At 65.4% G+C, this 23,887-nt stretch carries 23 protein-coding genes; 16 read left to right on the top strand and 7 right to left on the bottom strand.

The features are described 5' to 3' along the window. Window positions 1-15 precede the first annotated feature (15 nt). The 7 genes from recX to LY284_RS10190 all read left to right on the top strand — a co-directional run bounded on the left by recX (window position 16) and on the right by LY284_RS10190 (window position 7,587). On the top strand, window positions 16-1,011 hold the full coding sequence (gene recX, locus LY284_RS10220) for a recombination regulator RecX (protein ID WP_045450356.1): 996 nt from the start codon (window positions 16-18) through the stop codon (window positions 1,009-1,011). A gap of 126 nt (window positions 1,012-1,137) precedes the next feature. Next, window positions 1,138-1,779 carry a DUF2889 domain-containing protein gene (locus LY284_RS10215; protein WP_045450357.1) on the top strand — a complete coding sequence of 214 codons (642 nt, stop codon included), beginning with the start codon at window positions 1,138-1,140 and terminating at the stop codon, window positions 1,777-1,779. Between the two features lie 108 nt (window positions 1,780-1,887). Further along, the gene (sucC, locus tag LY284_RS10210) at window positions 1,888-3,069 is read left to right on the top strand and encodes an ADP-forming succinate--CoA ligase subunit beta (RefSeq protein WP_309243196.1); all 1,182 of its coding nucleotides are present in this window, start codon (window positions 1,888-1,890) and stop codon (window positions 3,067-3,069) included. Between the two features lie 98 nt (window positions 3,070-3,167). Continuing rightward, window positions 3,168-4,049 carry a succinate--CoA ligase subunit alpha gene (gene sucD / locus LY284_RS10205; RefSeq protein ID WP_233385871.1) on the top strand — a complete coding sequence of 294 codons (882 nt, stop codon included), beginning with the start codon at window positions 3,168-3,170 and terminating at the stop codon, window positions 4,047-4,049. A 108-nt stretch (window positions 4,050-4,157) separates the two neighbouring features. Then, a complete protein-coding gene (locus LY284_RS10200) occupies window positions 4,158-4,868 on the top strand; it encodes a TerC family protein (RefSeq protein ID WP_014190529.1) in 711 nt (236 codons plus the stop codon). 108 nt (window positions 4,869-4,976) lie between these two features. Next, window positions 4,977-5,567, top strand: coding sequence for a pilin (locus tag LY284_RS10195; protein WP_255724139.1), 591 nt, complete (start codon window positions 4,977-4,979; stop codon window positions 5,565-5,567). Window positions 5,568-5,763: 196 nt separating this feature from the next. After that, on the top strand, window positions 5,764-7,587 hold the full coding sequence (locus tag LY284_RS10190; RefSeq protein WP_045450358.1) for a PglL family O-oligosaccharyltransferase: 1,824 nt from the start codon (window positions 5,764-5,766) through the stop codon (window positions 7,585-7,587). Between the two features lie 10 nt (window positions 7,588-7,597). On the opposite strand, the gene moaC is transcribed toward LY284_RS10190, so the two are convergent. Next, on the bottom strand, window positions 7,598-8,095 hold the full coding sequence (moaC, locus tag LY284_RS10185) for a cyclic pyranopterin monophosphate synthase MoaC (protein WP_045450359.1): 498 nt from the start codon (window positions 8,093-8,095) through the stop codon (window positions 7,598-7,600). A 176-nt stretch (window positions 8,096-8,271) separates the two neighbouring features. Here moaC and LY284_RS10180 point away from each other — a divergent pair, with 176 nt between their 5' ends. Continuing rightward, window positions 8,272-10,272, top strand: coding sequence for a M48 family metalloprotease (locus LY284_RS10180; RefSeq protein WP_045450360.1), 2,001 nt, complete (start codon window positions 8,272-8,274; stop codon window positions 10,270-10,272). Here LY284_RS10180 and LY284_RS10175 read toward each other — a convergent pair. From LY284_RS10175 to LY284_RS10150, 6 genes are all read right to left on the bottom strand, one after another. After that, a complete protein-coding gene (locus LY284_RS10175; RefSeq protein ID WP_045450361.1) occupies window positions 10,269-10,850 on the bottom strand; it encodes a DUF2946 family protein in 582 nt (193 codons plus the stop codon). The two genes, LY284_RS10180 and LY284_RS10175, sit on opposite strands and share 4 nt — an antisense overlap. A 6-nt stretch (window positions 10,851-10,856) precedes the next feature. Next, a complete protein-coding gene (locus LY284_RS10170; RefSeq protein ID WP_045450362.1) occupies window positions 10,857-11,930 on the bottom strand; it encodes a YheT family hydrolase in 1,074 nt (357 codons plus the stop codon). A gap of 25 nt (window positions 11,931-11,955) precedes the next feature. Continuing rightward, complete coding sequence (locus LY284_RS10165; RefSeq protein WP_014190537.1) at window positions 11,956-12,402, bottom strand: nuclear transport factor 2 family protein; 447 nt, start codon at window positions 12,400-12,402, stop codon at window positions 11,956-11,958. Window positions 12,403-12,611: 209 nt separating this feature from the next. After that, the gene (gene waaF / locus LY284_RS10160) at window positions 12,612-13,685 is read right to left on the bottom strand and encodes a lipopolysaccharide heptosyltransferase II (protein ID WP_045450363.1); all 1,074 of its coding nucleotides are present in this window, start codon (window positions 13,683-13,685) and stop codon (window positions 12,612-12,614) included. A gap of 139 nt (window positions 13,686-13,824) precedes the next feature. Continuing rightward, window positions 13,825-14,022, bottom strand: a complete 198-nt coding sequence (locus LY284_RS10155) for a zinc-finger domain-containing protein (protein ID WP_008351333.1) — start codon at window positions 14,020-14,022, stop codon at window positions 13,825-13,827. 66 nt (window positions 14,023-14,088) lie between these two features. After that, window positions 14,089-15,009: a branched-chain amino acid transaminase gene (locus LY284_RS10150; RefSeq protein ID WP_075644198.1), complete on the bottom strand. Its 921-nt coding sequence runs from the start codon at window positions 15,007-15,009 to the stop codon at window positions 14,089-14,091. A 393-nt stretch (window positions 15,010-15,402) separates the two neighbouring features. Here LY284_RS10150 and LY284_RS10145 point away from each other — a divergent pair, with 393 nt between their 5' ends. The 8 genes from LY284_RS10145 to LY284_RS10110 all read left to right on the top strand — a co-directional run bounded on the left by LY284_RS10145 (window position 15,403) and on the right by LY284_RS10110 (window position 23,881). Beyond that, window positions 15,403-16,149 (top strand): AzlC family ABC transporter permease, encoded by a 747-nt coding sequence (locus LY284_RS10145; protein WP_045450364.1) that lies wholly within the window; start codon window positions 15,403-15,405, stop codon window positions 16,147-16,149. Further along, window positions 16,146-16,469: an AzlD domain-containing protein gene (locus tag LY284_RS10140; RefSeq protein ID WP_014190541.1), complete on the top strand. Its 324-nt coding sequence runs from the start codon at window positions 16,146-16,148 to the stop codon at window positions 16,467-16,469. The genes LY284_RS10145 and LY284_RS10140 overlap by 4 nt, the downstream gene beginning before the upstream one ends. Window positions 16,470-16,829: 360 nt before the next feature. After that, window positions 16,830-18,026, top strand: a complete 1,197-nt coding sequence (locus LY284_RS10135; RefSeq protein WP_045450365.1) for a phosphoglycerate kinase — start codon at window positions 16,830-16,832, stop codon at window positions 18,024-18,026. A gap of 346 nt (window positions 18,027-18,372) precedes the next feature. Then, window positions 18,373-19,809: a pyruvate kinase gene (gene pyk / locus LY284_RS10130; protein ID WP_014190543.1), complete on the top strand. Its 1,437-nt coding sequence runs from the start codon at window positions 18,373-18,375 to the stop codon at window positions 19,807-19,809. A gap of 178 nt (window positions 19,810-19,987) precedes the next feature. Further along, window positions 19,988-21,052 carry a class II fructose-bisphosphate aldolase gene (fba, locus tag LY284_RS10125; protein WP_014190544.1) on the top strand — a complete coding sequence of 355 codons (1,065 nt, stop codon included), beginning with the start codon at window positions 19,988-19,990 and terminating at the stop codon, window positions 21,050-21,052. Between the two features lie 156 nt (window positions 21,053-21,208). Beyond that, on the top strand, window positions 21,209-22,099 hold the full coding sequence (locus LY284_RS10120) for a phosphoribosylaminoimidazolesuccinocarboxamide synthase (RefSeq protein ID WP_014190545.1): 891 nt from the start codon (window positions 21,209-21,211) through the stop codon (window positions 22,097-22,099). An 11-nt stretch (window positions 22,100-22,110) separates the two neighbouring features. After that, entirely contained in the window at window positions 22,111-22,623 is a 513-nt protein-coding gene (purE, locus tag LY284_RS10115; RefSeq protein ID WP_045450366.1) for a 5-(carboxyamino)imidazole ribonucleotide mutase, read from the top strand. 70 nt (window positions 22,624-22,693) lie between these two features. Further along, window positions 22,694-23,881, top strand: a complete 1,188-nt coding sequence (locus tag LY284_RS10110) for a 5-(carboxyamino)imidazole ribonucleotide synthase (RefSeq protein ID WP_045450367.1) — start codon at window positions 22,694-22,696, stop codon at window positions 23,879-23,881. Window positions 23,882-23,887 lie beyond the last annotated feature (6 nt).

Below are 23,887 nucleotides of genomic sequence, written 5' to 3'. Positions count from 1 at the left end.
CGAGCTTGAAGGACGATGCAGACGCGCCGCTCCGGATCGAAGGCTGATACGGCGGATCAAGGAACCGGCGACGGTTCCGACTCCGCCGACCGCTACGAGCGAAGCAGCGAGCGGCGTGGCGCATCGTCGAAGCAGGGCAGATTCAAGCGCAGTGACAAGGAACGCGCCGACGCGGAGCCATTCGCGTCGGCGCGTCGCGTTTCTGATGCTGTTCTCGGTGAGAGCGTCGACGGGGCGCGGGGCGCGTCCGGCTCACAGACGAATGCAGACGACCGGTCAGCGCGGCTCGATCAAGCGCGCGCATTGCTCAAGCAGGCGACCGCGCAACCCAAGGCGCCGAGCGTCAGTAGTGCGCCCGCCGAGTCCGCAAGCAATATCGACAAAGCGGACTTCACACCTTTTACGGACCCATTCGAAGAAGCCGATCCCTTCGAGCCCTTCGAACAATGCGCGCCAGCAGCACCCGCACGCGAGGAAACGGTCTACAGCCGCTCCAGCCAGCGCACGCGCAAAACCTCGGCAAGCGAAGCCAACAATCCCCGACGTCCGCAACGCTCGCTCAAAGGGCGCGCGCTCGCGTTCCTGTCGCGGCGCGAATACAGCCGCGCGGAACTGTCGAGGAAGCTGCGTCCGTACGTCGAAGAAGCCGACTTGCTCGAAACGCTGCTCGACAGCCTGGAGCGCGACGGCTGGCTGTCGAACGAACGCTTCGTCGAAAGCGTCGTGCATCGGCGGGCTTCGCGCATGGGCGGCAGCAGGATCATCAACGAACTAAAGCGCCATGCCGTCGGCGACACGCTCATCAGCGAAACCGCTGACAAGCTCGCGCAGTCCGAAACCGCGCGCGCGCAGGCCGTCTGGGAAAAGAAGTACGGCGTATTGCCCGAAACGCCCGCCGAACGGGCCAAGCAGGCGCGCTTTCTGGCCGCGCGCGGTTTCTCGGGCGGCACGATCGGCAAAATCCTCAAGGGCGGCGAGGAAGACTGGACCGACGAGCCCATCGACGATTGAGCGCCGCGCCGGCTGCTCGCCACGGCCCGATCTGCACGCACGTTCCTTTCGTCAGGCGCATGCCCGGCCAGGAATACCCAATATGCTAAAATTGCACGGTTTTCCCCGTACCGGCTCACTCCCAGCATGCCTCTCTCCCCTCCCGCTTCCCGACAGCTGCGTCATCGTCGCGCGATTCGGCTGGAAGCGTTCGAGCGCGAAGACGGCCTCTGGGACATCGAAGCCTGTCTAACCGATGAGAAGCCGCGCGACGTTCGACTCGCGGCGGGCGTCCGGCCCAACGGCCTGCCGATCCATGAACTCTGGCTGCGCATCACCATCGACCGCAAGCTCACCATCGTCGACGCCGAGGCCTCGTCCGACTGGACGCCCTATGGCGGTCAGTGCGCCGAGTCCAATTCCGCCTATCGCCAGCTCATCGGCCTCAATCTGCTCCAGAGTTTTCGCCGCGAAGCCAATAAGGTATTGCGCGGCACGGCCGGCTGCACGCATCTCACCGAGTTGTGCGGCGTCCTCCCGACCGCGGCCGTCCAGGCATTCGCCGGCGACGTCTGGAAGATCGAGGACGGCAATCCCTTCAAGCGAACTGACGAAACGAGCCCAGATGCGGCCGCGCCTCACGACGAGCCGCCGTTTCAGCTCGGCCGTTGTCACGCATTGCGTTTCGACGGACCCGCGGTCAAGGAACATTACCCGCGCTGGTTCGGTTACGCGCCCGCGGACAAGACAGACTCACCGACAGCGGTGCAGGACAGGCCGGAGACATAGCCCGATTTATCGCGCGTGAGCAGCGCTCGCGCGTACGCACGGCATTCGAAAAAAAAGAATCGAAGAATCAGCGGTTCAAGCAAACAGAAGTTCACTCCAACTCTCAGACTGAAGGAATCACGCATGAAGATTCACGAGTACCAGGGTAAGGAAATCCTGCGGAAATTCGGCGTCGCGGTCCCGCGCGGCAAACCCGTGTTCTCGGTGGACGATGCGGTCAAGGCCGCGGAAGAGCTGGGCGGCCCGGTCTGGGTCGTCAAGGCGCAGATCCACGCGGGCGGCCGCGGCAAGGGCGGCGGCGTGAAGGTCGCGAAGTCGATCGAGCAGGTCCGCGAATACGCGAACCAGATCCTCGGCATGCAGCTCGTCACGCACCAGACCGGCCCGGAAGGCCAGAAGGTGAACCGCCTGCTGATCGAAGAAGGCGCGGACATCAAGAAGGAACTGTACGTCGGCCTCGTGCTCGACCGCGTTTCGCAGAAGATCGTCGTGATGGCGTCGAGCGAAGGCGGCATGGACATCGAAGAAGTCGCGGAAAAGACGCCGGAACTGCTGCACAAGTTCGCCGTCGAGCCGTCGACGGGTCTGCAGGACAAGGACGCCGACGACCTCGCACGCAAGATCGGCATTCCGGACGCATCGATCCCGCAAGCGCGCGCGATCCTGCAAGGCCTCTACAAGGCGTTCTTCGAAACCGACGCATCGCTCGCGGAAATCAACCCGCTGATCGTGACCGGCGACGGCAAGGTCATCGCGCTCGACGCCAAGTTCAACTTCGATTCGAACGCGCTCTTCCGTCATCCGGAAATCGTCGCGTACCGCGATCTGGACGAAGAAGATCCGGCTGAAGTCGAAGCGTCGAAGTTCGATCTCGCGTACATCTCGCTCGACGGCAACATCGGCTGTCTGGTGAACGGCGCGGGTCTGGCGATGGCGACGATGGACACCATCAAGCTCTTCGGCGGCGAACCGGCCAACTTCCTCGACGTCGGCGGCGGTGCGACGACCGAGAAGGTCACGGAAGCCTTCAAGCTGATGCTGAAGAATCCGAACCTGAAGGCGATTCTGGTGAACATCTTCGGCGGCATCATGCGCTGCGACGTGATCGCGGAAGGCGTGATCGTTGCGTCGAAGGCGGTGGACCTGAAGGTGCCGCTCGTCGTGCGCATGAAGGGCACGAACGAGGACCTCGGCAAGAAGATGCTGGCCGACTCGGGTCTGCCGATCATCTCGGCGGACAGCATGGAAGAAGCCGCACAGAAGGTCGTCGCGGCAGCCGAAGGCAAGTAAGCGCGTTCGCTTGACGAGCCTAAGAGAGCGTTCCACCAGATACGAATGGCGGCGCAAAGCCCAGGCTTTGGCGACGCCAAACGAACAGAGGTCACTACATGTCGATTCTGATCAACAAAGACACGAAGGTCATCACGCAGGGCATCACCGGCAAAACCGGTCAGTTCCACACGCGCGCCTGCCGCGAATACGCGAACGGCCGTGAAGCCTACGTCGCGGGCGTGAACCCGAAGAAGGCCGGCGAAGACTTCGAAGGCATTCCCATCTACGCGTCCGTGAAGGAAGCGAAGGCCGAAACCGGCGCGACCGTTTCGGTCATCTACGTGCCGCCCGCGGGCGCCGCAGCCGCGATCTGGGAAGCCGTCGAAGCCGATCTCGATCTCGCGATCTGCATCACGGAAGGCATTCCGGTTCGCGACATGCTCGAAATCAAGGACCGCATGCGCCGCGAAAATCGCAAGACGCTGCTGCTCGGACCGAACTGCCCCGGCACGATCACGCCGGACGAGCTGAAGATCGGCATCATGCCGGGTCACATCCACAAGAAGGGCCGCATTGGCGTCGTGTCGCGTTCGGGCACGCTGACGTATGAAGCAGTCGGCCAACTGACGGCGCTGGGCCTCGGCCAGTCGTCGGCGGTCGGTATCGGCGGCGATCCGATCAACGGTCTGAAGCACGTCGACGTGATGCAGATGTTCAACGACGATCCGGAGACGGACGCCGTCATCATGATCGGCGAGATCGGCGGTCCGGACGAAGCGAACGCGGCTTACTGGATCAAGGACAACATGAAGAAGCCGGTCGTCGGCTTCATCGCGGGCGTGACGGCGCCTCCGGGCAAGCGCATGGGCCACGCCGGCGCGCTGATCTCGGGCGGTGCTGACACGGCTGACGCGAAGCTGGAAATCATGGACGCGTGCGGCATCAAGGTCACGAAGAATCCGTCGGAAATGGCGCGTCTCCTGAAGTCGGTTCTCTAAATCGAAGCGGGCAAAATACGCGAGGCTTTGGTACTCTTACTGATTCCTTTCGTATAAGCCGACAAAAAGCGAGGGAGCGCTGCTTCCTCGCTTTTTTATTTTTGCCTCATGCTTGAATTCTTCTCGACGCTTCATTGGGGCGCGGTCGTTCAGATCATCGTGATCGACATCCTGCTCGGCGGCGACAACGCCGTCGTGATCGCGCTCGCGTGCCGCAATCTGCCCGACCGGCAGCGCACGCGCGGCATCGTCCTCGGCACGCTCGGCGCGATTCTGTTGCGCGTGATCTTGATCGCCTTCGCGGTCATGCTGCTCGACGTCCCGTTCCTCAAGTTCGTCGGCGGTGTGCTGCTGCTGTGGATCGGCGTGAAGCTGATGCAGCCGGATCACGACGAGCATCACATCGACGCGTCCGACCGGCTGTGGGCGGCTGTGAAGACGATCGTCATCGCCGATGCCGTGATGAGCCTAGACAACGTGATCGCGATCGCGGGCGCGGCCGAGGCGGCGGACCCGCGTCATCGGCTCGCGCTCGTGATCTTCGGTCTGATCGTGAGCATTCCGCTGATCGTGTGGGGCAGCACGCTGGTGCTGAAGCTGCTCGACCGCTTTCCTGTCGTCGTGCTGCTCGGCGCGGCCTTGCTCGGGTGGATCGCGGGCGGGCTCATCATCGACGATCCGTTCATCGACCGTTGGCCGGCGCTCAATACCGACATCGTCGGATACGCGGCGCGCGTGGCCGGCGCGCTCTTCGTCGTCGGGGTGGGCTGGTTGCTCAGACGCCGCGCGCTCGCCGACGGCAATCGCGCGACCGGGTAAAGATGCCTAGGCCGTCCGGCCGACTGTCGCTCGTCCCGCGCTCTCAATACGATCGAAGCGTCTGTCCGCATTGCGCGGCGGACGCTTTTCGATCTTCTGGGAGCAGCAATGACGACGATGGTGTGTGATGTGAGCGTGCCGCGACAGCGGTACGCAGTATGGCTTGGACGCGCGCGGGCAGCGCTTTCGCGCGGCTTCACCCTGATCGAACTGATGATCGTGCTGGCGATCGTCGGCGTGATCGCGGCGTATGCGATACCCGCGTATCAGGATTATCTGGCGCGCAGCCGCGTGGGCGAGGGCATGGCGCTCGCGGCGTCGGCGCGGCTCGCGGTGGCGGAAAACACGGCGAGCGGCGCGGATCTCGCGGGCGGCTATGCTTCGCCGCCGGGCACGCGCAACGTCGAATCGATTCATGTGGACAGCGACACGGGACAAATCACGATCGCCTACACGACGCGCGTCGCGCCGGCCGGATCGAACACGCTGGTGCTCGTGCCATCGACGCCCGACAACGCCGATACGCCGACCGCGCGCATCGCGCTCAGTCGCGGCGCGGTGCAGCCGGGTTCGGTGACATGGGAATGTTTCGCGGGCGCGAAGAGCGCATCGTCGCTGCCTGCCCCGGGCGCGGGGCCACTGCCTGCGCTGGCGCCGACCTTGCCCGCCAATCTGGCGCCGCCGGAGTGCCGTGCCTGAGCGTGCTTGAGCGTGCAGGCGCGCGCATGAAGGCATGAGGCGTGACGCGCGGCGGCAGGAATTACGGTGCCGCCGCGCGCTCGCACACGTCGTTTTTGCGGGAAAGGCGGCAATTTCGTAGCAAATCCGGCCGTTCGCCGGACAGCCGGGGCAAAGTTTTGTATAGTGCGCCGGTCGCCGACGTTCCCAGTCCCTCATGCCTTCCCAATCTTCCCAATCGTCCCAATACGCGCGCTTTCTCTGTTTTGCCGTTCTGTGCCTTGCGCTGACGTTCCCTTACGCGGTCGTCAACCACACGTATCCGATTCCGACCTTCTACGCCGAGTACAGCGCGCTTGCGCTCTATCTGGCGCTCGGCGCGACGGTCGCGCTGCTCGTGCGCGTATCCGAGCCGAAAGTGCCGTTCGCCTCGCCGGTCGTCGCGCTGATGCCGCTCGCCTTCGGCTTGCTGCTCGTCGCGCAGACGGTGCTGTTGCCGGTCGCTCAGCCGTCGATGAACTGGCTCGGCGGCGCGTTTCTGCTCGCGTCCTTCGTCGCGGTGCATACGGGCTTCGGACTCGTGCGCGCGGGCCTTGCGGAGAAGACGCTTCGTGTTGCCGCCGCGGCGCTCATGGTCGGCGGCCTGTTCGCGGTCTTCTGTCAGATCGTGCAGTTGCTGCATCTCGAGGTGAAATTCACGCCGTTCGTGGTCGCGTACAACGTGATGATCGAAAGGCGTCCGTTCGGCAACATGGCGCAGGCCAACCATCTCGCCACCGTCATCGCGTTCGCGCTGGCGGCGGCGTTGTACTTCGTGCAGACGCGGCGGCTGCCGGTGGTGCTGTGGCTGATTCTGTCCACGGTGTATTCGCTCGGGCTCGCGCTCACGGTGTCGCGCGGTCCGTGGCTGCAAACGGCGGTAATTGTCGTCGCCGGATTCTGGATGGCGTTCGTTCTGGGCCGCCCGATCGCGTCGGAAGGCTTCGACGGGCCGGGCCGCCGCGACACGCGTGCGTGGATCGTCCCGATCGTGCTCGCGATCCTGTTCGTCGCCGTCAACGCCGCCGTGCGCTGGGCGAACGTGCGCTACGGATTCGGCCTCGCGCAGTCGGCGGCGGAGCGCATGCAGGACGCCAACCAGATCGCGCCGCGTCTCGCGCTCTGGAAGTACGGCTGGACCATGTTCAAGACGCATCCGCTGCTGGGCGTCGGCTGGGGCGAGTTTCCGCGCTATCAGTTCGATCTCGTGCGCGATCTGGGCGGCGTCGAGATTGCGAACAACGCGCATGACATCTTCATCGATCTGCTCGCGAAGACGGGCGCGCTCGGCGTCGCGATTCTGGTCGCGGGCGTCGTGTTCTGGCTGATTCGCGTGCTGCGCGCACCGCAGACGCCGGCGCGCATTTTCGCGCTGTCGTTGCTCGGCGTGTTGATGATGCACGCGCTCGTCGAGTATCCGCAGCAGTACATGTTCTTCCTGATGCCGGCGATGTTCGTCATCGGTCTGCTGGAGACGCGGCCTTTGCGGCTCGTCGCGCGGCCGCTGTCATATGGCGTGTATGTCGTGCTGGTGCTGGGCGGGCTCGCGGCCCTTTATCCGACGATGCGCGATTACAACCGCGCGGAAGTGCTGTACTACGGCGCGCGGCCGGCGGAGCAGTATCGCGACGATCCGTCGTTCCTGTTCACGGCATGGGGCGAGTACGGCGCGGCGACGCTCTTGCCGATCAATGCGCAGAATGTCGAAGAGAAGCTCGCGGCGCATCGCAAGGCGATCGCGCTGTTGCCGGGCGAAACCGTTTTGCGGCGCTACGCGGTGCTTCAGGCGCTCGCCGGCCAGAAGGCCGAGGCGCTCGACACGATGGCCCGCCTGAAGATCTTCGCGATGCAGTTGCATGACTGGCCGAAGCAGCTTGCGGCCGTCTACCAGATGGTGGACGAGGCGGGCAAGCCGCTGGAGTCGTTCAGGGCCGATCTGGTGAAGCTGTACGGCGTGCCGGCGCAGACCGAGACGCCTGCGGCGGAGGATGAGGACGAGTGAGGGAAGCGGGTCAGGCTGCGGGTGGTGCGGGATCTCCCGCCACCCAATCCCCCGACTTCCCCCCATGCTTCTCCATCACCTTCACATCGGTGATGACCATCCCCCGATCCACCGCCTTGCACATATCGTAGATGGTGAGCAGCCCGACCTGCACCGCGGTCAGCGCTTCCATCTCGACACCCGTGCGCCCGACCGTTTCCACGCGCACTTCGCAATGCACGCCGGGCAGGGTTTCATCGATCGTGAAATCCACCGCGACGCGCGTCAGCGCCAGCGGATGACACAGCGGAATCAGATCGGCGGTGCGTTTTGCGCCCTGAATCGCGGCGATGCGGGCGACGCCGAGCACGTCGCCCTTCTTGGCGCGGCCCTCGCGAATCAGCGCGAGCGTGCCTTCGAGCATCGCGATCGAGCCGCGCGCCACGGCAATGCGCCGCGTTTCGCCTTTCGCGCCGACATCGACCATGTGCGCCTCGCCGGCGGCATCGAAATGAGTGAGTCCCGACATAGCATCTCCTTCGAATGGGCGCCTATCATACCAGCGTGAATTCGCGCGTTTTTTCGCGCAACGCCCCGGTCGCGCACGCCGCACGCCGCGGATGAAACGCCCCATGCGCAACACTTGATACGATAAGCTCGTTTTCATCGTCGAGCCGACCATCGGCGCCCCGAACGTTCCGCGCCATGCATCCGACACGTCTGAGCCGCGCGCTCGCCTCCTTCCTGTGCATCGTCCTCGCCATGCCGCCCGCGGCGCTGGCGCAGACCGGCGCGCCGGCAGCGGGAGCGAACGCCGTGAGCGGAAGCGGCACGCTCGCGGCATCGCAATTGCGCGCATCGCAAGAGAAAAGCGACGTGCCCGGCAATGTGGCGGAAGGCGTATTCGGCGTCTACGGCGGCGCGGAAAGCCGCTTCGCGAACCGCCCCGGCACGATGTCCGGCCTGCGCGCGCCGCTCGCCTCGGTGCAACTGCCCGATCTGGGCGACGGCTCCGGCGGCTCGCTCACGCCGCAAGCCGAGCGCAAACTCGGCGAGCGGATGATGCGCGAAGTGCGCGCCGATCCCGATTATCTCGACGACTGGCTGCTGCGCGACTATCTCGACTCGATCTCGTCGAGGCTGTCCGCAGCGGCGGCCACGCAGTATCTCGGCGGCTATCAGCCCGATTTCGACCTCTTCGCGGTGCGCGATGCGCAGATCAACGCGTTCTCGATGCCGGGCGGCTTCATCGGCGTGAATACGGGGCTGATCGCGGCGACGCAGACCGAATCCGAACTGGCGTCGGTCGTCGGCCACGAAATGGGGCACGTGCTTCAGCGCCATATCGCGCGAATGCTCGGCACGCAGGAAAAGAGCAGCTATGCCGCGCTCGCCGGCATGCTCGCCGGTCTGCTCGCCGGCCTGCTCGCGCACAGCGGCGATCTCGGCATGGGCATCGCGATGGGCGGCCAGGCGTTCGCCGTCGACAATCAACTGCGCTTCTCGCGCGCCGCCGAACACGAAGCGGATCGCGTCGGATTCCAGATGCTCACGGCCGCCGGCTACGATCCGTACGCGATGACCACGTTTTTCGAACGCCTCGACCGCTCGACGATGGGCGATAACGGCGTGCCGCCCTACGTGCGCACGCACCCGCTGACGACCGAGCGCATCGCGGACATGGAAGGGCGCGCGCGCCGCGTGCCGTACCGGCAGCCGCGTCAGTCGGCGGAATACGCGTTCGTGCGCGCCCGCGCGCGCGTGCTGCAGGTGAGCTACGCGAGCGATTATCGCGATGTCGCGAGCCGGCTCAAGACGGAAATCGAGGATCAGACGGCGCTCAATCCGGCGTCGAACTGGTACGGCATCGCGCTCGCGCAATCGCTGATGGGCAACTACGACGCCGCCACCGATGCGCTCGCGAAAGCGCGGCGGCTGTTCGAAAGCGACGAGGTGAGCGCGGCGGCGGCATCGGCGCAGGTTCAGCAGGAAGATCGCGCGCGCACGTCGAAGCCGGTCGAAACCGCGAAACTGCCCGCGCCGCCGTCGCGCAGCCTGGATGCGTCGATGACCGCGACGCCGCTCAACAACGCGCGCGCGACGCTCGACCTCGGCAACACATCGACGCCAAAACCGCCGCGCGCCGCAAGCGATATCGCGTTGCCGCCGGTTCACGTGTACGGCGGGACGGCGCCGCGGAGCAAACCGTCGCCACCGTCATCGCCGACGCCGGCCACCGCGACGGCGCCGCTGCGCAGCACGCCGAGTCTCGACGTGCTCGCGGCCGACATCGCGCGCCGCGCCGGCCGTAGCGACGACGCGATCCGGCTCGCCGATCTCGCGCAGAAGCGCTGGCCCGAGTCGCACGCGGCCATCGACGTGCATTTGCAGGCGCTGCTTGCCGCGCGCCGCTTCGCCGAAGCGCAGGCGCTCGCGCGTCACGAAACGCGCGCCGAACCGGCGCGGCCCGACTGGTGGCTTTATCTCGCGCAGGCGAGCAAGGGACTCAACGATCCCTTGCAGCAGCATCAGGCGATGGCCGAGAAATTCGCGCTCGACGGCGCATGGCCGTCCGCGATCCGCCAGCTCAAGGAAGCGCGCGACGTAAAGACCGCGAGTTTCTACGATTTATCGGCGATTTCCGCGCGCCTGCATGATTTCGAGGCGCGCTACAAGGAAGAGCGCGAGCAGGAGAGAAACGGCTAGCTTTTCGATGCCGCGCGCGCGGCGGGACTCGCGACGAAGCCGAAACGCTCCGCCACGCGGGCGCGGGCGATCGGCTGCACGGGCAGATCGACGCCGTCGCGCCAGTGGAAAATGCCGCCTGAGCCCGCATCGTCGAGCGATGCGTGATCCGCGAACAGTTCGAGATCGTGATCGTGCAGGGCGGCGACGCGCGCGGGCGATGCGTCGTCGGAAAAGAGAATGCCGCCTTCGTCGTCGATCCAGGCGTGCGCCGCTTCGAACGGCGCGCCGGACTGATCCGTCAGGTGCAACGCGCCGTCGGCAGCATTCAGACGCACGATCGACGGCGTGTACACGAGTTCCACATACACGCGCTGCGGCCCGTTCTGAAAGAACCACTGGCCTGTTTCATCGCATTCATAGTTGCGATTGATGAAACCCAGCAGCGCTTCATGCCGGATCGGCGTGCCGAGTTCGCCCGCGGCTTGCGCGGCGTCGTCGCGCATGCGCCACTGGCCGCGCCGGTCGAGCAGCAGCCAGCCCGTGCAATGCGGAACGTCGGGCCATTTGGCGAGCGCCTGCTTGACGATGTCATCCATGATGGTTCACGAAACAAAGTTCTCCAGATAACCGAACACGCGCTGCGACAGCCAGTCGATCCGCCCCGGAAACGGCCCCGTCATGAAGCCGACGTGCCCGCCGTGGTTCGGCTGATCGAGCGTCACGCGCGCGGAGACTTCCGCCATCGACGGCAGCGCGAACTCGGGCAAAAACGGATCGTTGCGCGCGTTCAGAAGCAGCGCCGGCACCTCGATGTCCTTCAGATGCGCGCGCGTCGTCGCCGTCGACCAATAATGGTTCGTATCGCGAAAGCCGTGCAAGGGCGCGGTGACGACGTTGTCGAATTCGTACAGCGTGCGCGCGGCGAGCACCGCGTTGCGGTCGTAGAGGCCGGGATACTGGCCGAGCTTCGCGAGCGCCTTGCGCTTGAGCGACTTCATGAAGCTGCGCGTATAGACCATGCCGAAGCCCTGCGAGATCGCCATGCCGCCCGCGTGGACGTCGAGCGGCGCGGAGATGGCCGCGGCCGCGCTGACGATCGATGCATCCCTGCCGCGCTCGCACAGCCAGTGCAAGAGCACGTTGCCGCCGAGCGAGACGCCCGCCGCGACGACCGGCCCGCGATGCGCCGCCGCGAGCCGCCGCAGGATCCAGTCGGCTTCGGCGCTGTCCGCGAGATGGTAGAAGCGCGGCAGCAGATTGAGCGGCCCGCTGCAACTGCGAAAGTGCGGCACGACGCCGTGCCAGCCGCGCGCTTTCGCTGCGGCCATCATCGTGCGGGCGTAGTGCGAGTCGGAATTGCCTTCGAGGCCGTGAAAAAGCACGAAGAGCGGGGCGTTCGCGGCAGGTTCGGCGGCGGGGTCGTGCGCGAGGAAGTCGAGATCGATGAAATCGCCGTCGGGCGTATTCCAGCGCTCGCGCCGGTAACGCACGGCGGGTTTGCGCCCGAAAAGCGCGGGCACGATGGTCTGCGCGTGGCTCGTCGGCAGCCAGCGCGGCGCGCTGTAGAGCCACTCGGTGCCCGGCAGCGCGAGCACGCGCGCCGCTTCTCTCAGCGCCACGGCAGGCGCCTTGTCCACGAACGACGAATCGTGTTTCAACAACGGATCGCGCTTCATGGCCCCTCCCCGACAAACGTCTTCTTCAGTGCAGCGGTCCTTGACCGTGACGCATTTTTGCGGCGAACTGGCCCGCCGTCTCTAGCGGCATCTCGCTCGCGTGAATGTGCGCGATGCGCCACTCGCCGCGCTCGTGAACCATCACGTAAGTCGTGTAGATCATGCGGGGCACGCTCGCCGGTTGGGCCGGCTGATGCGCCTCCGCGATCGCATACACGACCGTGCCGAGACTGTCGTACACGCGAATGTCGAGCGGCTCGATGGTCACGGGCTGCGTTTCGAACTGCTTGCCGAGACCGGCGCGGATGCTTTCCAGCCCATGCAGATGCGTGCCGTCCGCGCAGACGCAGGTGGCGAACTCCTCGTCGATCCACAACGACATCACCGTGTCGATGCTGTTGTCCGCGACTGCCTGATAGTAAGCGTTGAGAGTATCGGCGGCGGCTTCGAAGAGGCGGGCGAAACGTGGCATGGCTCGTGGGTCTCTGGCATTCGGTGCGCACGCCGCGCGAAGCCGCTCGTGGCGGCATGACGGAACGGCGCGCTGCATCGGTCATTGGTCAAAGCATGCCCCCGTTCGGAGACATTCGCGTGTCCGCACCCGCACACACGGCTGGAAACCGCCCGAAAACCCGCTCGAACGACGATGCGCGCGCGCACTTTCGACGCGCGCACGCAACATCAACGATGCGCGAGCAGCATCCCGCGCAGATCGCCGAATACCTGTTCGGCCGACAGTTCGCGAAGGCAGTTCAGATGGCCGAGCGGACACTCGCGGGCAAAGCACGGACTGCATTCAAGATGCAGCCATTGTACCTTTGCAAGATCGGACAAGGGCGGCGTGTGGCGCGGATCGGTCGAGCCGTAGACCGCGACGAGCGGCCGGCGCGACGCGGCCGCGACGTGCATGAGGCCCGAGTCGTTCGTGACGACCGCGCTCGCCCGCGAAATCAGAGCGCAGGCCTCGCCAAGTGAGGTCTGGCCGCACAGATTGCGCACCATCGGCGCGAGATCCGCGATGGCCTGCGCGATCGGCGCATCCTTCTTGGAGCCGAGCGCGATGATGCGCGCATACGGAAACGACTGCGCGATGAACTGCGCGAGCGACGCGAAATGCTCCGGCGGCCAGCGCTTGGCCGGGCCGTACTCCGCGCCGGGGCAGAACACGACGAGCGGCGTGCGCGTATCGAGATTGAAGCGCGCCGACACGCGCGCGGCTTCGTTCGGATCGGATTCGAGGCGCGGGACCGGGAGCGTCTGAGCCTCGGGCTGCGCGGCGGCTTCCGGCTGCGCGAAGCGGTCGACGAAAGGCAGCTTCGCGCCCGGCGTGTAGGCGAGCGCGGCGTAGTGCGCGGTCATCGGCGGGCGTTCGGTCTTCGGCGGATTCGCGTGCCGCACGTTCAAGAGCCCGTAGCGGCTCTCGCCCGTGTAGCCGATGCGCAGATTGATGCCCGCCATCCACGGGATCAGCGCGGATTTCACGGAGTTGGGCAGCACGTAGGCGGCGTCGTAGCCGACATCGCGCAAATCGCTCGCGAGCTGCCAGCGGCGCAGCAGTTGCAGCTTGCCGTGGGCGAGGTCGGTGGCGTACACGTCGCGAATTTCCGGCATGCGTTCGAGCACGGGCGCGACCCAGGTGGGCGCGACGGCGTCGATCGCGATGCGCGGATGCAGCTTGCGCAAGAGCGTGAAGAGCGGCTGCGCCATCAATGCGTCACCGATCCAGTTCGGTGCTATAACCAGCGCACGGCGCATCTTTCGTTATCCGATCTCAAAATGAACGCGGCCCGCCGCCTTGGGGCGGGCCGTCGGTTGTCGTGGGTGTGAGCCGCGCCGGCGGGGGCACGGCGCAAAGCGGGCGCCAAGCCGGGTCGCGGCTAGCGCGCGGCGTGTCTTAGTGACCGCCCTTGAGCACTTCGCCGTCTTTCAGCTTGTAGCGCGTGCCGCAGTACGGGCAGCGCGCTTCGCCGTGCGTCACGTCGATGAACACGCGCGGATGCGTGCTCCAGCGTTGCATCTTCGGGTTCGGGCAGAAGGCGGGCAGGTCCTTCGCCGACAATTCCACCAGCGGCATTTCCTTCAGGTCGCTCATTGCACTCTCTTTTCCTGATGTCCAGCGGACGGCGAGCCGGCGGCCCGCCGCGTTGCATGCGATCGATTAAACCTTCGCGAGCCAGCTCGCGTACTTCTCGTTCTTGCCGCCGACGACGTCGAAGAACGCGCTTTGCAGCTTTTCCGTGATCGGGCCGCGCGCACCCGAGCCGATAGTGCGGTTGTCGAGCTCGCGGATCGGCGTGACTTCGGCGGCGGTGCCGGTGAAGAACGCTTCGTCGCAGGTGTAGACCTCGTCGCGGGTAATGCGCTTTTCGATGACCGGGATGCCGAAATCGCGCGCGAGCGTGATGACCGTGTCGCGCGTGATGCCGTCGAGGCACGAGGCGAGATCCGGCGTGTAGATCTTGCCGTTGTTCACGAGGAAGAAGTTTTCGCCGGAGCCTTCGGAGACGTAGCCGTCCACATCCAGCAGAAGGGCCTCGTCGTAGCCGTCGGCGACGGCTTCCTGGTTCGCGAGAATCGAGTTCACGTACCAGCCGGACGCCTTCGCGCGCACCATCGACACGTTCACGTGATGGCGCGTGAACGACGACGTCTTCACGCGGATGCCCTTGGCGAGGCCGTCTTCACCGAGATACGCACCCCACGGCCACGCGGCGATGGCCACGTGGATCGTGTTGCCCTTGGCCGAGACGCCGAGCTTTTCCGAGCCGACCCAGATGATCGGGCGGATGTAGCAGCTTTCGAGTTCGTTCGCCTTGACGACTTCCAGTTGCGCGGCTTCGAGCGTGGCGGCGTCGAACGGGACGTCCATCTGGAAGATCTTCGCCGAGTTCAACAGGCGCTTGGTGTGCTCTTTCAGACGGAAGATCGCCGTGCCCTGCGCGGTCTTGTACGCGCGCACGCCTTCGAATACGCCCATGCCGTAGTGCAACGTGTGCGTCAGGACGTGGATCTTGGCGTCACGCCAGTCGATCAGCTTGCCATCCATCCAGATCTTGCCGTCGCGGTCGGCCATTGACATACGGTTCTCCTAGCTGTCTCGTTCAAGTGTTTCGGGCTGGCCGCCCCGCGGGGTCGGGCGGCGACGCTCGTGCGCCGCGTCTTGCGTGCTTCCGCGCGGAACTTGCTGCCGGGGAACGCGCGCATCGAAGGCGCAAAGGCGGTGAAAGTCCGTCATTTTAGCGTCTTTTCGCGACGAAACCGATCTTGAAGCGCCTTTCACGACGCTATAATTTGCCTTTCGCCGTCCGCTTAATTGGTGGGATGAATAGGCGAAGCTGCACTAATTCCGGTTTTCCCGGTTCTTCCCGATCCGCCGCGCTATCGGTCGAGGCAGCGCGGTGGCGTCACGGGCTCGCTCTTTCGCCTCGCTTTCGCCTCTTTTTGCCGCCTCTCACTGGCCTCGAATCCGCTCATGCCCGACCGGTTGTCCGACACGAATCGCCGCGCATTCTTCGAAGGCGTGCGCACGTTCTCGCCCGCCGTCCTCGCCACGTTCTCCTGGGGCCTCGTGACCGGCGTCGCGATGACGAAGTCCGTGCTCACCGTGCCGCAGGCGCTCGGCATGTCGTTTCTGGTGTACGCGGGCTCGTCGCAACTGGCGGTGCTGCCGCTCTTCGCCGCGAAGCTGCCGCTCTGGACCGTGCTGCTCACCGCCGCGATGGTCAATCTGCGCTTCGTCATCTTCAGCGCGGGGCTTGCGCCGCATTTCGCGTATCTGTCGCTGCGGCGGCGCTTGCTGCTCGGCTATTTCAACGGCGACATCATCTACCTGATGTTCTCGAAGCGGAATTTCCCGACCGGCTGGCAGCCCGGCAAGGAAGCGTTTTTCTGGGGCCTTGCGGTCTCGAGCTGGCTGTCGTGGCAGATTTCGTCCGTGCTCGGGATTCTGCTCGCGAGCCTGATTCCCGATAACTGGGGGCTCGAGCTCGCCGGCACGCTCGCGCTGATCCCGCTCATCGTTTCGGCGATCGCGACGCGCTCGACGCTCGCGGCCGTCGCCGTGGCAAGCGTCGTCGCGCTGCTGACCTTCGACCTGCCGTATCGCTTCGGCCTGCCGCTCGCGGTGTTCGCGGCGCTTCTCGCCGGCACGCTCGCCGACGTCATCGCGGAAAAACGCGACAAGCGCAACAAACCCGCCGCCTCGGGGAATACGCGATGAGCACGCTGCAAGTCTGGCTCGCCATCATCGGCATGGGGCTGGTCACGGCGGTGACGCGCGCGCTCTTTCTGATCGGCGGCGAGCGCATGGTGCTGCCGCCGCGCGTGCAGCGCGTGCTGCGCTATGCGCCGGCCGCGGCGCTCGCGGGCGTCGTCGTCCCGGACCTGCTCGCAACACCTTCGGGCATTTCGCTCGGACTCGGCAATCACGCGCTGTGGGCGTCGGTGGCCGGGCTCGCGTATTACCTCAAGCGGCGCGGCATGATGGGCACCATCGCCGTCGGCATGATCGTGTTCACCGTGCTGCGGCTCGCCGCATGAAGCAGCGCCCGCGTTGCGGCAAATACGCGTCATCAACGATTGCACGCTAAAAGCGGTCAGGTTGATCGGTTAAAATGGCGGTCTTTCCCCAGTGAGCGAGGTCGAAAGTGTGTCCGGCAGTCACCGCGCCACGGTTGTCAAGGTCGTACAACCCGCCGTCGCTCCCGGCTGCATCGCCGTGTCCGCGCGATCCCTTTCTTCCGCTTTCCGCACGCGCGTTCTTCTCCGCGCGGCCCTCGCCTCCAGCTTGATCCGCGCGCGTGCCGTCCTGCCCGGCGGCCCGCGCGCGGCAAATCCACGAACCGGCCGCCCCCGACGGCCGTATCCGCCCGAACCGCTTCTCTATCTACGTTGACTCCCATGACGAAAGTACTGCGTTTCACCGATCTGATCGCCGAAGGCAAAGTCTCCGGCAAGCGTGTGTTCATCCGCGCGGATCTCAACGTGCCGCAAGACGATGACGGCAACATCACCGAAGACACGCGCGTGCGCGCCTCGGTGCCCGCGATCAAGGCCGCCCTCGACGCGGGCGCGGCCGTGATGGTCACGTCGCACCTCGGCCGTCCGACCGAAGGCCAGTTCAAGCCGGAAGACTCGCTCGCGCCGGTCGCCAAGCGCCTGTCGGAGCTGCTCGGGCGCGACGTGCCGCTCGTCGCCGACTGGGTCGATGGCGTGAGCGTGCAGCCGGGCAACGTCGTGCTGCTGGAAAACTGCCGCGTCAACAAGGGCGAAAAGAAGAACGACGACGGCCTCGCGCAAAAGCTCGCGAAGCTCTGCGATATCTACGTGAACGACGCCTTCGGCACCGCGCACCGCGCCGAAGCCACGACGCACGGCATCGCCAAGTACGCGCCGGTGGCCTGCGCGGGCCCGCTGCTCGCCGCCGAACTCGACGCGCTCGGCAAGGCGCTCGGTAACCCGAAGCGTCCGCTCGTCGCGATCGTCGCGGGCTCGAAGGTGTCCACGAAGCTGACCATCCTCAAGTCGCTGGCCGAGAAGGTCGATCAGTTGATCGTCGGCGGCGGCATCGCCAACACGTTCATGCTCGCGTCGGGCCTCAAGATCGGCAAGTCGCTCGCGGAAGCGGATCTCCTGGGCGAAGCGAAGGAAATCATCGAGCAGGCGCGCACGCGCGGCGCATCGGTGCCGATTCCGAGCGACGTCGTCACCGCGAAGGAATTCGCCCCGACGGCGAAGGCGCAAACCAAGCCCGTCGCGGATGTCGCCGACGACGACATGATTCTCGACATCGGCCCGGACACCGCGAAGGCGCTCGCCGCGCAACTGGAAACGGCCGGCACGATCGTCTGGAACGGCCCGGTCGGCGTGTTCGAGTTCGACCAGTTCGGCAACGGCACGAAGACGCTCGCCGCGGCCATCGCGAATTCGTCGGCGTTCTCGATCGCGGGCGGCGGCGACACGCTCGCGGCCATCGCAAAGTACGACATCGCCGACAAGGTGAGCTACATCTCGACCGGCGGCGGCGCGTTCCTCGAATTCCTGGAAGGCAAGACGCTGCCCGCGGTCGAAGTGCTCGAATCGCGCGCAGGGGCCTGAGGCCTTGGCCGCCCGACAGAATCCGGCGAAAGCAGGGCAGAAGGGCGCGCCAGCCGGCGGCGCGCAAGAGGACGGTCTCGACAACGGTAATCAACTCGACGCGGCCGCCGAAGCGGCCCTGGTGATCGCGCAGGCCGCGCAGCCAGAAAGCGAGGCGGCGCTTCCGAAGACGGAAACGCCGCCGGTCATCATCGGCGGCGTGCCCGCCCATGCCTTGAAAGATATCGACAAAGCGACGCCGGCACGAACCGGCGCGCGCGCGCAACCGGTGAGCAACAGCTCACTGCAAGCGCAACGTGCTCGCAGCAGCGTTGTTACGGGCAATCCTACTGAGACGAGGAATTCCATGCATCGCGCTACCAAGATTGTTGCCACCATCGGTCCGGCTTCCACGAGCCCGGACATCCTGCTGCAAATGCTTCAGGCGGGGCTCGACGTCGTTCGCTTCAACTTCTCGCACGGCACCGCCGACGATCACCGCCAGCGCGCCGAAATCGTCCGCGAGGCGGCCCGACAGGTGGGCCGCGAAGTCGCGATCATGGCGGACCTGCAAGGTCCGAAGATCCGCGTCGGCAAGTTCGAAAACAACAAGACCATGCTGGTCGCGGGCAATCCGTTCATCCTCGATGCGGGTTGCGAGCTCGGCAACAGCGAGCGTGTCGGCCTCGACTACAAGGATCTGCCGCGCGACCTGCGTGCAGGCGACGTGCTGCTGCTCAACGACGGCCTGATCGTGCTCGACGTCACGCGCGTGATCGGCGAAGAGATTCACACGACCGTGAAGGTCGGCGGCGAGCTGTCGAATAACAAGGGCATCAACCGTCAGGGCGGCGGGCTGACCGCGCCCGCGCTGACCGAGAAGGACATGGAGGACATCAAGACGGCGATGTCGCTCGGCGCGGATTTCGTCGCGGTGTCGTTCCCGAAGAATGCGACCGACATGGAAATGGCGCGGCAACTCGCGAACATCGCGGGCGCGCCGTACGGCATCAAGCCGAAGATGATCGCGAAGATCGAGCGCGCCGAAGCCATTCCGGCGCTGCAAGGCATTCTCGATGCGTCCGACGGCATCATGGTCGCGCGCGGCGATCTCGCGGTGGAAGTCGGCAACGCGGCGGTGCCGGCGCTGCAAAAGCGCATGATCCGCATGGCGCGCGAGTCGAACAAGCTCGTGATCACCGCCACGCAGATGATGGAATCGATGATCCACGCGCCCGTGCCGACCCGCGCCGAAGTGTCCGACGTGGCGAACGCCGTGCTCGACGGCACCGACGCCGTGATGCTGTCCGCCGAAACCGCGGCGGGCAAGTATCCGGTGACGACCATCGAAACGATGGCGGCGGTCTGTATCGAAGCGGAGAAGTCGGAAGAGTCGCAGCTCGACCGCGATTTCCTCGACCGCACGTTCACGCGCATCGACCAGAGTATCGCGATGGGCGCGCTCTTCACCGCGTATCACCTGGGTGCGAAGGCCGTGGTCGCGCTGACGGAATCCGGCTCGACGGCGCTGTGGATGTCGCGTCACTGGACGCACGTGCCGATCTTCGCGCTGACGCCGCGCGTGGCGAGCGAACGCACGATGTCGCTGTACCGCAACGTCACGCCGCTGCATGTCGACACGAACATGGACCGCGACGCCGCGTTGAATTCGGCGCTGGAAGTGGTCGTGTCGAAGGGTTATGCGGCGCGCGGCGACATGGTGGTGCTGACCGTCGGCGAGCCGATGGGTCAGGCGGGCGGCACCAACACGCTGAAGATCGTGCGTGTGGGCGACCACTTCTAAGTCTTATCGAGAAAGAGGCGCGGTCAATGACCGCGCGGTTTGCCGCAGTTCCGAGGCGCGCGCCGTACCGGCAGCGGCGCGTGCCTCATCAAGCGCGCAAGACGGCGAACGAGCCGACCACCGCCACAGAGCGGCATCGCGCTGAAGAATTCGTTTCACATCATGGAGTCTCACCACAATGCCTCTCGTATCAATGCGTCAACTGCTGGATCACGCTGCGGAACACGGTTACGGCCTCCCGGCGTTCAACGTCAACAATCTGGAGCAGGTGCAGGCGATCATGTCGGCCGCGAACGAAGTGAACGCGCCCGTGATCATGCAGGCGTCGGCCGGCGCGCGTAAGTACGCGGGCGAGGCGTTCCTGCGCCATCTGATCGAAGCGGCCGTCGAGTCGTATCCGCATATTCCCGTCGTGATGCATCAGGATCACGGCCAGTCGCCGGCGGTGTGCATGGCCGCGATCCGCTCCGGTTTCACGAGCGTGATGATGGACGGCTCGCTCGAAGCCGATGGCAAGACCGTCGCATCCTACGAGTACAACGTCGCGGTGTCGAAGCAGGTCGTGGAGTTCTCGCATTCGATCGGCGTGACCGTCGAAGCCGAACTGGGCGTGCTCGGCTCGCTCGAAACCATGAAGGGCGACAAGGAAGACGGCCACGGCGCCGAAGGCACGATGACGCGCGAGCAGCTTCTGACGGACGTCGAGCAGGCCGCCGATTTCGTCAAGCAGACGCAGTGCGATGCGCTCGCCATCGCGATCGGCACGTCGCACGGTGCGTACAAGTTTTCGAAGAAGCCCACGGGCGATATCCTCGCCATCGACCGCATCCGCGAAATTCACCAGCGCATTCCGAACACGCACCTGGTGATGCACGGTTCTTCGTCGGTGCCGCAGGAACTGCTGGCCGAAATCCGCGAATTCGGCGGCGACATGAAGGAAACCTACGGCGTGCCGGTCGAAGAGATTCAGGAAGGCATCAAGCACGGCGTGCGCAAGGTGAACATCGACACCGATCTGCGCCTCGCGATCACCGGCGCGATTCGCCGCTATCTGTTCGAGAATCCGTCGAAGTTCGATCCGCGCGACTATCTGAAGCCGGCGCGCGAGGCGGCCAAGGAAATCTGCCGCCAGCGCTACATGCAGTTCGGCTGCGAGGGCATGGCGGGCAAGATCAAGCCGGTTTCCCTCGACAAGATCGCCGAGAAGTACAAGTCCGGTGCGCTGTCGCAGATCGTCAAATGAGACTCTTCTGAGTCGGTCGGCATTTGTAAAGTAAAATCAACGGGTTCCGGGTTCGGAGCCCGTTCGTCTTTTTCGGTTTTGTCTCTTGCCCTTTTGTTGATTCCGCGCCGCTTTGCAATTCGAAAGCGGCGAATCACTTTTTTCCGGTACACGACGATGTCCACGCTATACGAATCCACGATCAAATCGCTGCCCCTGCTTGGCCGCGGCAAGGTCCGCGACAACTACGCAGTCGGTCAGGACAAGCTCCTGATCGTGACGACCGACCGCCTCTCCGCGTTCGACGTCGTCATGGGCGAGCCGATTCCGAACAAGGGCCGCGTGCTCAACACGATGGCCGATTTCTGGTTCGAAAAGCTCGGTCACATCGTGCCGAACCACAACACGGGCATCGACCCCGCGACCGTCGTCGCGCCCGGCGAAGCCGAGCAGGTCAAGGGCCGCGCGGTCGTCGTGAAGCGCCTGGAGCCGATTCTCGTCGAAGCGGTCGTGCGCGGCTATCTCGCGGGCAGCGGCTGGAAGGACTATCAGGCGACCGGTTCCGTGTGCGGCGTCGAACTGCCGCCGGGTTTGCAGAACGCGCAAAAGCTGCCCGAGCCGATTTTCACGCCCGCCGCGAAGGCCGAAATGGGCCATCACGACGAAAACATCACCTACGATGAGATGGAACGCCGCATCGGCACGGAGCTTTCCGCGACGATCAAGCGCATTTCGATTCAGTTGTACGAGGAAGCCGCTGCGTATGCGGCCACGCGCGGCATCATCATTGCGGATACGAAGTTCGAATTCGGGCTCGACGACAAGGGCGAGCTGTATCTGATGGACGAAGTGCTCACCGCCGATTCGTCGCGTTTCTGGCCCGCCGACGGCTATCAGGTCGGCACGAATCCGCCTTCGTTCGACAAGCAGTTCGTGCGCGACTGGCTCGAAACGCAGCCGTGGAAGAAGGAGCCGCCCGCGCCGAAGCTGCCCGATGACGTGATCGCCAGGACGTCGGAGAAATATCAGGAAGCGCTGCAGCGTCTGACCGGCAAGACGCTCGACTGAGTAGAAGAGACATGACGAACGAAGTTCATACGCATAACGCGCCGCTCGTCGGCGTGTTGATGGGCTCCAGCTCCGACTGGGACGTGATGAAGAACGCGGTCGCGATTCTTCAGGAATTCGGCGTGCCGTACGAGGCGAAGGTCGTGTCGGCGCATCGCATGCCGGACGAGATGTTCGCCTACGCCGAAAGCGCGCGCGAGCGGGGCGTGCGCGCGATCATCGCGGGCGCGGGGGGCGCGGCGCATCTGCCGGGCATGCTGGCCGCGAAGACGACGCTGCCGGTGCTCGGCGTGCCGGTGGCGAGCAAGTATCTGAAGGGCGTCGACTCGCTGCATTCGATCGTGCAGATGCCCAAGGGCGTGCCGGTCGCAACGTTCGCCATCGGCGAGGCGGGGGCGGCGAACGCGGCGCTGTTCGCGGTATCGATTCTGAGCGCCACCGATTCGAAGTACGCCGATGCGCTCGCCGCTTTTCGCGTGAAGCAGAATCAGGCCGCGCGCGACATGGCGCTGCCGCCGCTTTGAGTCTCGCCGTTCCCACTTTCATGGCGCGACGAAGCCGTATCGGACCGCCCGCCAGCATCCAGACTCCACGATGAACCCACAAAACTCCCCGATCTCTCCCATTCTGCCGGGCGCGTGGCTCGGCATGGTCGGCGGCGGCCAGCTCGGCCGCATGTTCTGCTTCGCCGCGCAATCGATGGGTTATCGCGTCGCCGTCCTCGATCCGGACGAGACGAGCCCCGCGGGCGCCGTCGCGGACCGTCACATCCGTGCCGCCTACGACGATCGCGCCGCGCTGACCGAGCTCGGCCGGCTGTGCGCGGCGGTATCGACGGAATTCGAGAACGTGCCGTCCGCGAGCCTCGAATTTCTCGCGTCGTGCACGTTCGTGAGTCCGGCGGCGAGTTGCGTGGCGATCGCGCAGGATCGCGTGGCGGAGAAGCGTTTCATCGCGGAATCGGGCGTGCCGGTCGCCCCGCATGTGGTGATCGAATCGGCGGACGCGCTCGGCGCGATACCCGACGAGAAAATCGCCGCCGTGCTGCCGGGCATTCTGAAAACCGCGCGCATGGGCTACGACGGCAAGGGGCAGGTCAATGTGCGCAATGTCGATGAAGTGCGCCACGCGCATGCATCGCTCTCGGGCGTGCCATGCGTGCTGGAAAAGCGCATGCCGCTCAAGTACGAAGTGTCGGTGCTGATCGCGCGCGGCGGCGACGGCAAGTCGGCCGTGTTTCCGCTCGCGCAGAACGTGCACACGAGCGGCATTCTCGCGAAGACGGTCGTGCCCGCACCCGATGCATCCGCTGCGCTCGTCGCTCAGGCGCAGGACGCGGCGCTGACCATCGCGGCGAAGCTTGGCTACGTGGGCGTGCTGTGCGTCGAATTCTTCGTGCTGGAAGACGGCTCGCTGATCGCCAACGAGATGGCGCCGCGTCCGCACAATTCCGGCCACTATACGGTCGACGCCTGCGCGACGAGCCAGTTCGAGCAGCAGGTGCGCGCGATGACCGGCATGCCGCTTGGCGACACGCGCCAGCATTCGCCTGCCGCGATGCTGAATCTGCTCGGCGATATCTGGTTCGACGGCAATAAGGCGCGCGCGCCCGCGTGGGCGGAAGTCGCCGCGATGCCGTCGGCGCGGCTGCATCTGTACGGCAAGGAAGAGGCGCGCCGCGGCCGCAAGATGGGCCACATCAATTTCACGGCGGCGACGCTCGAAGAGGCGCGCACGGCGGCGCGCGACTGTGCGCGCATGCTGCACATCACGATTGATTGAGTTTTT

It is taken from the genome of Caballeronia sp. PC1, from assembly GCF_021353155.1.
In the GTDB taxonomy this organism is placed as follows: Bacteria; Pseudomonadota; Gammaproteobacteria; order Burkholderiales; family Burkholderiaceae; genus Caballeronia; species Caballeronia cordobensis.
Note: the sequence above shows the minus strand (reverse complement) of the source record. Positions and strands in the feature narration are given on the sequence as shown.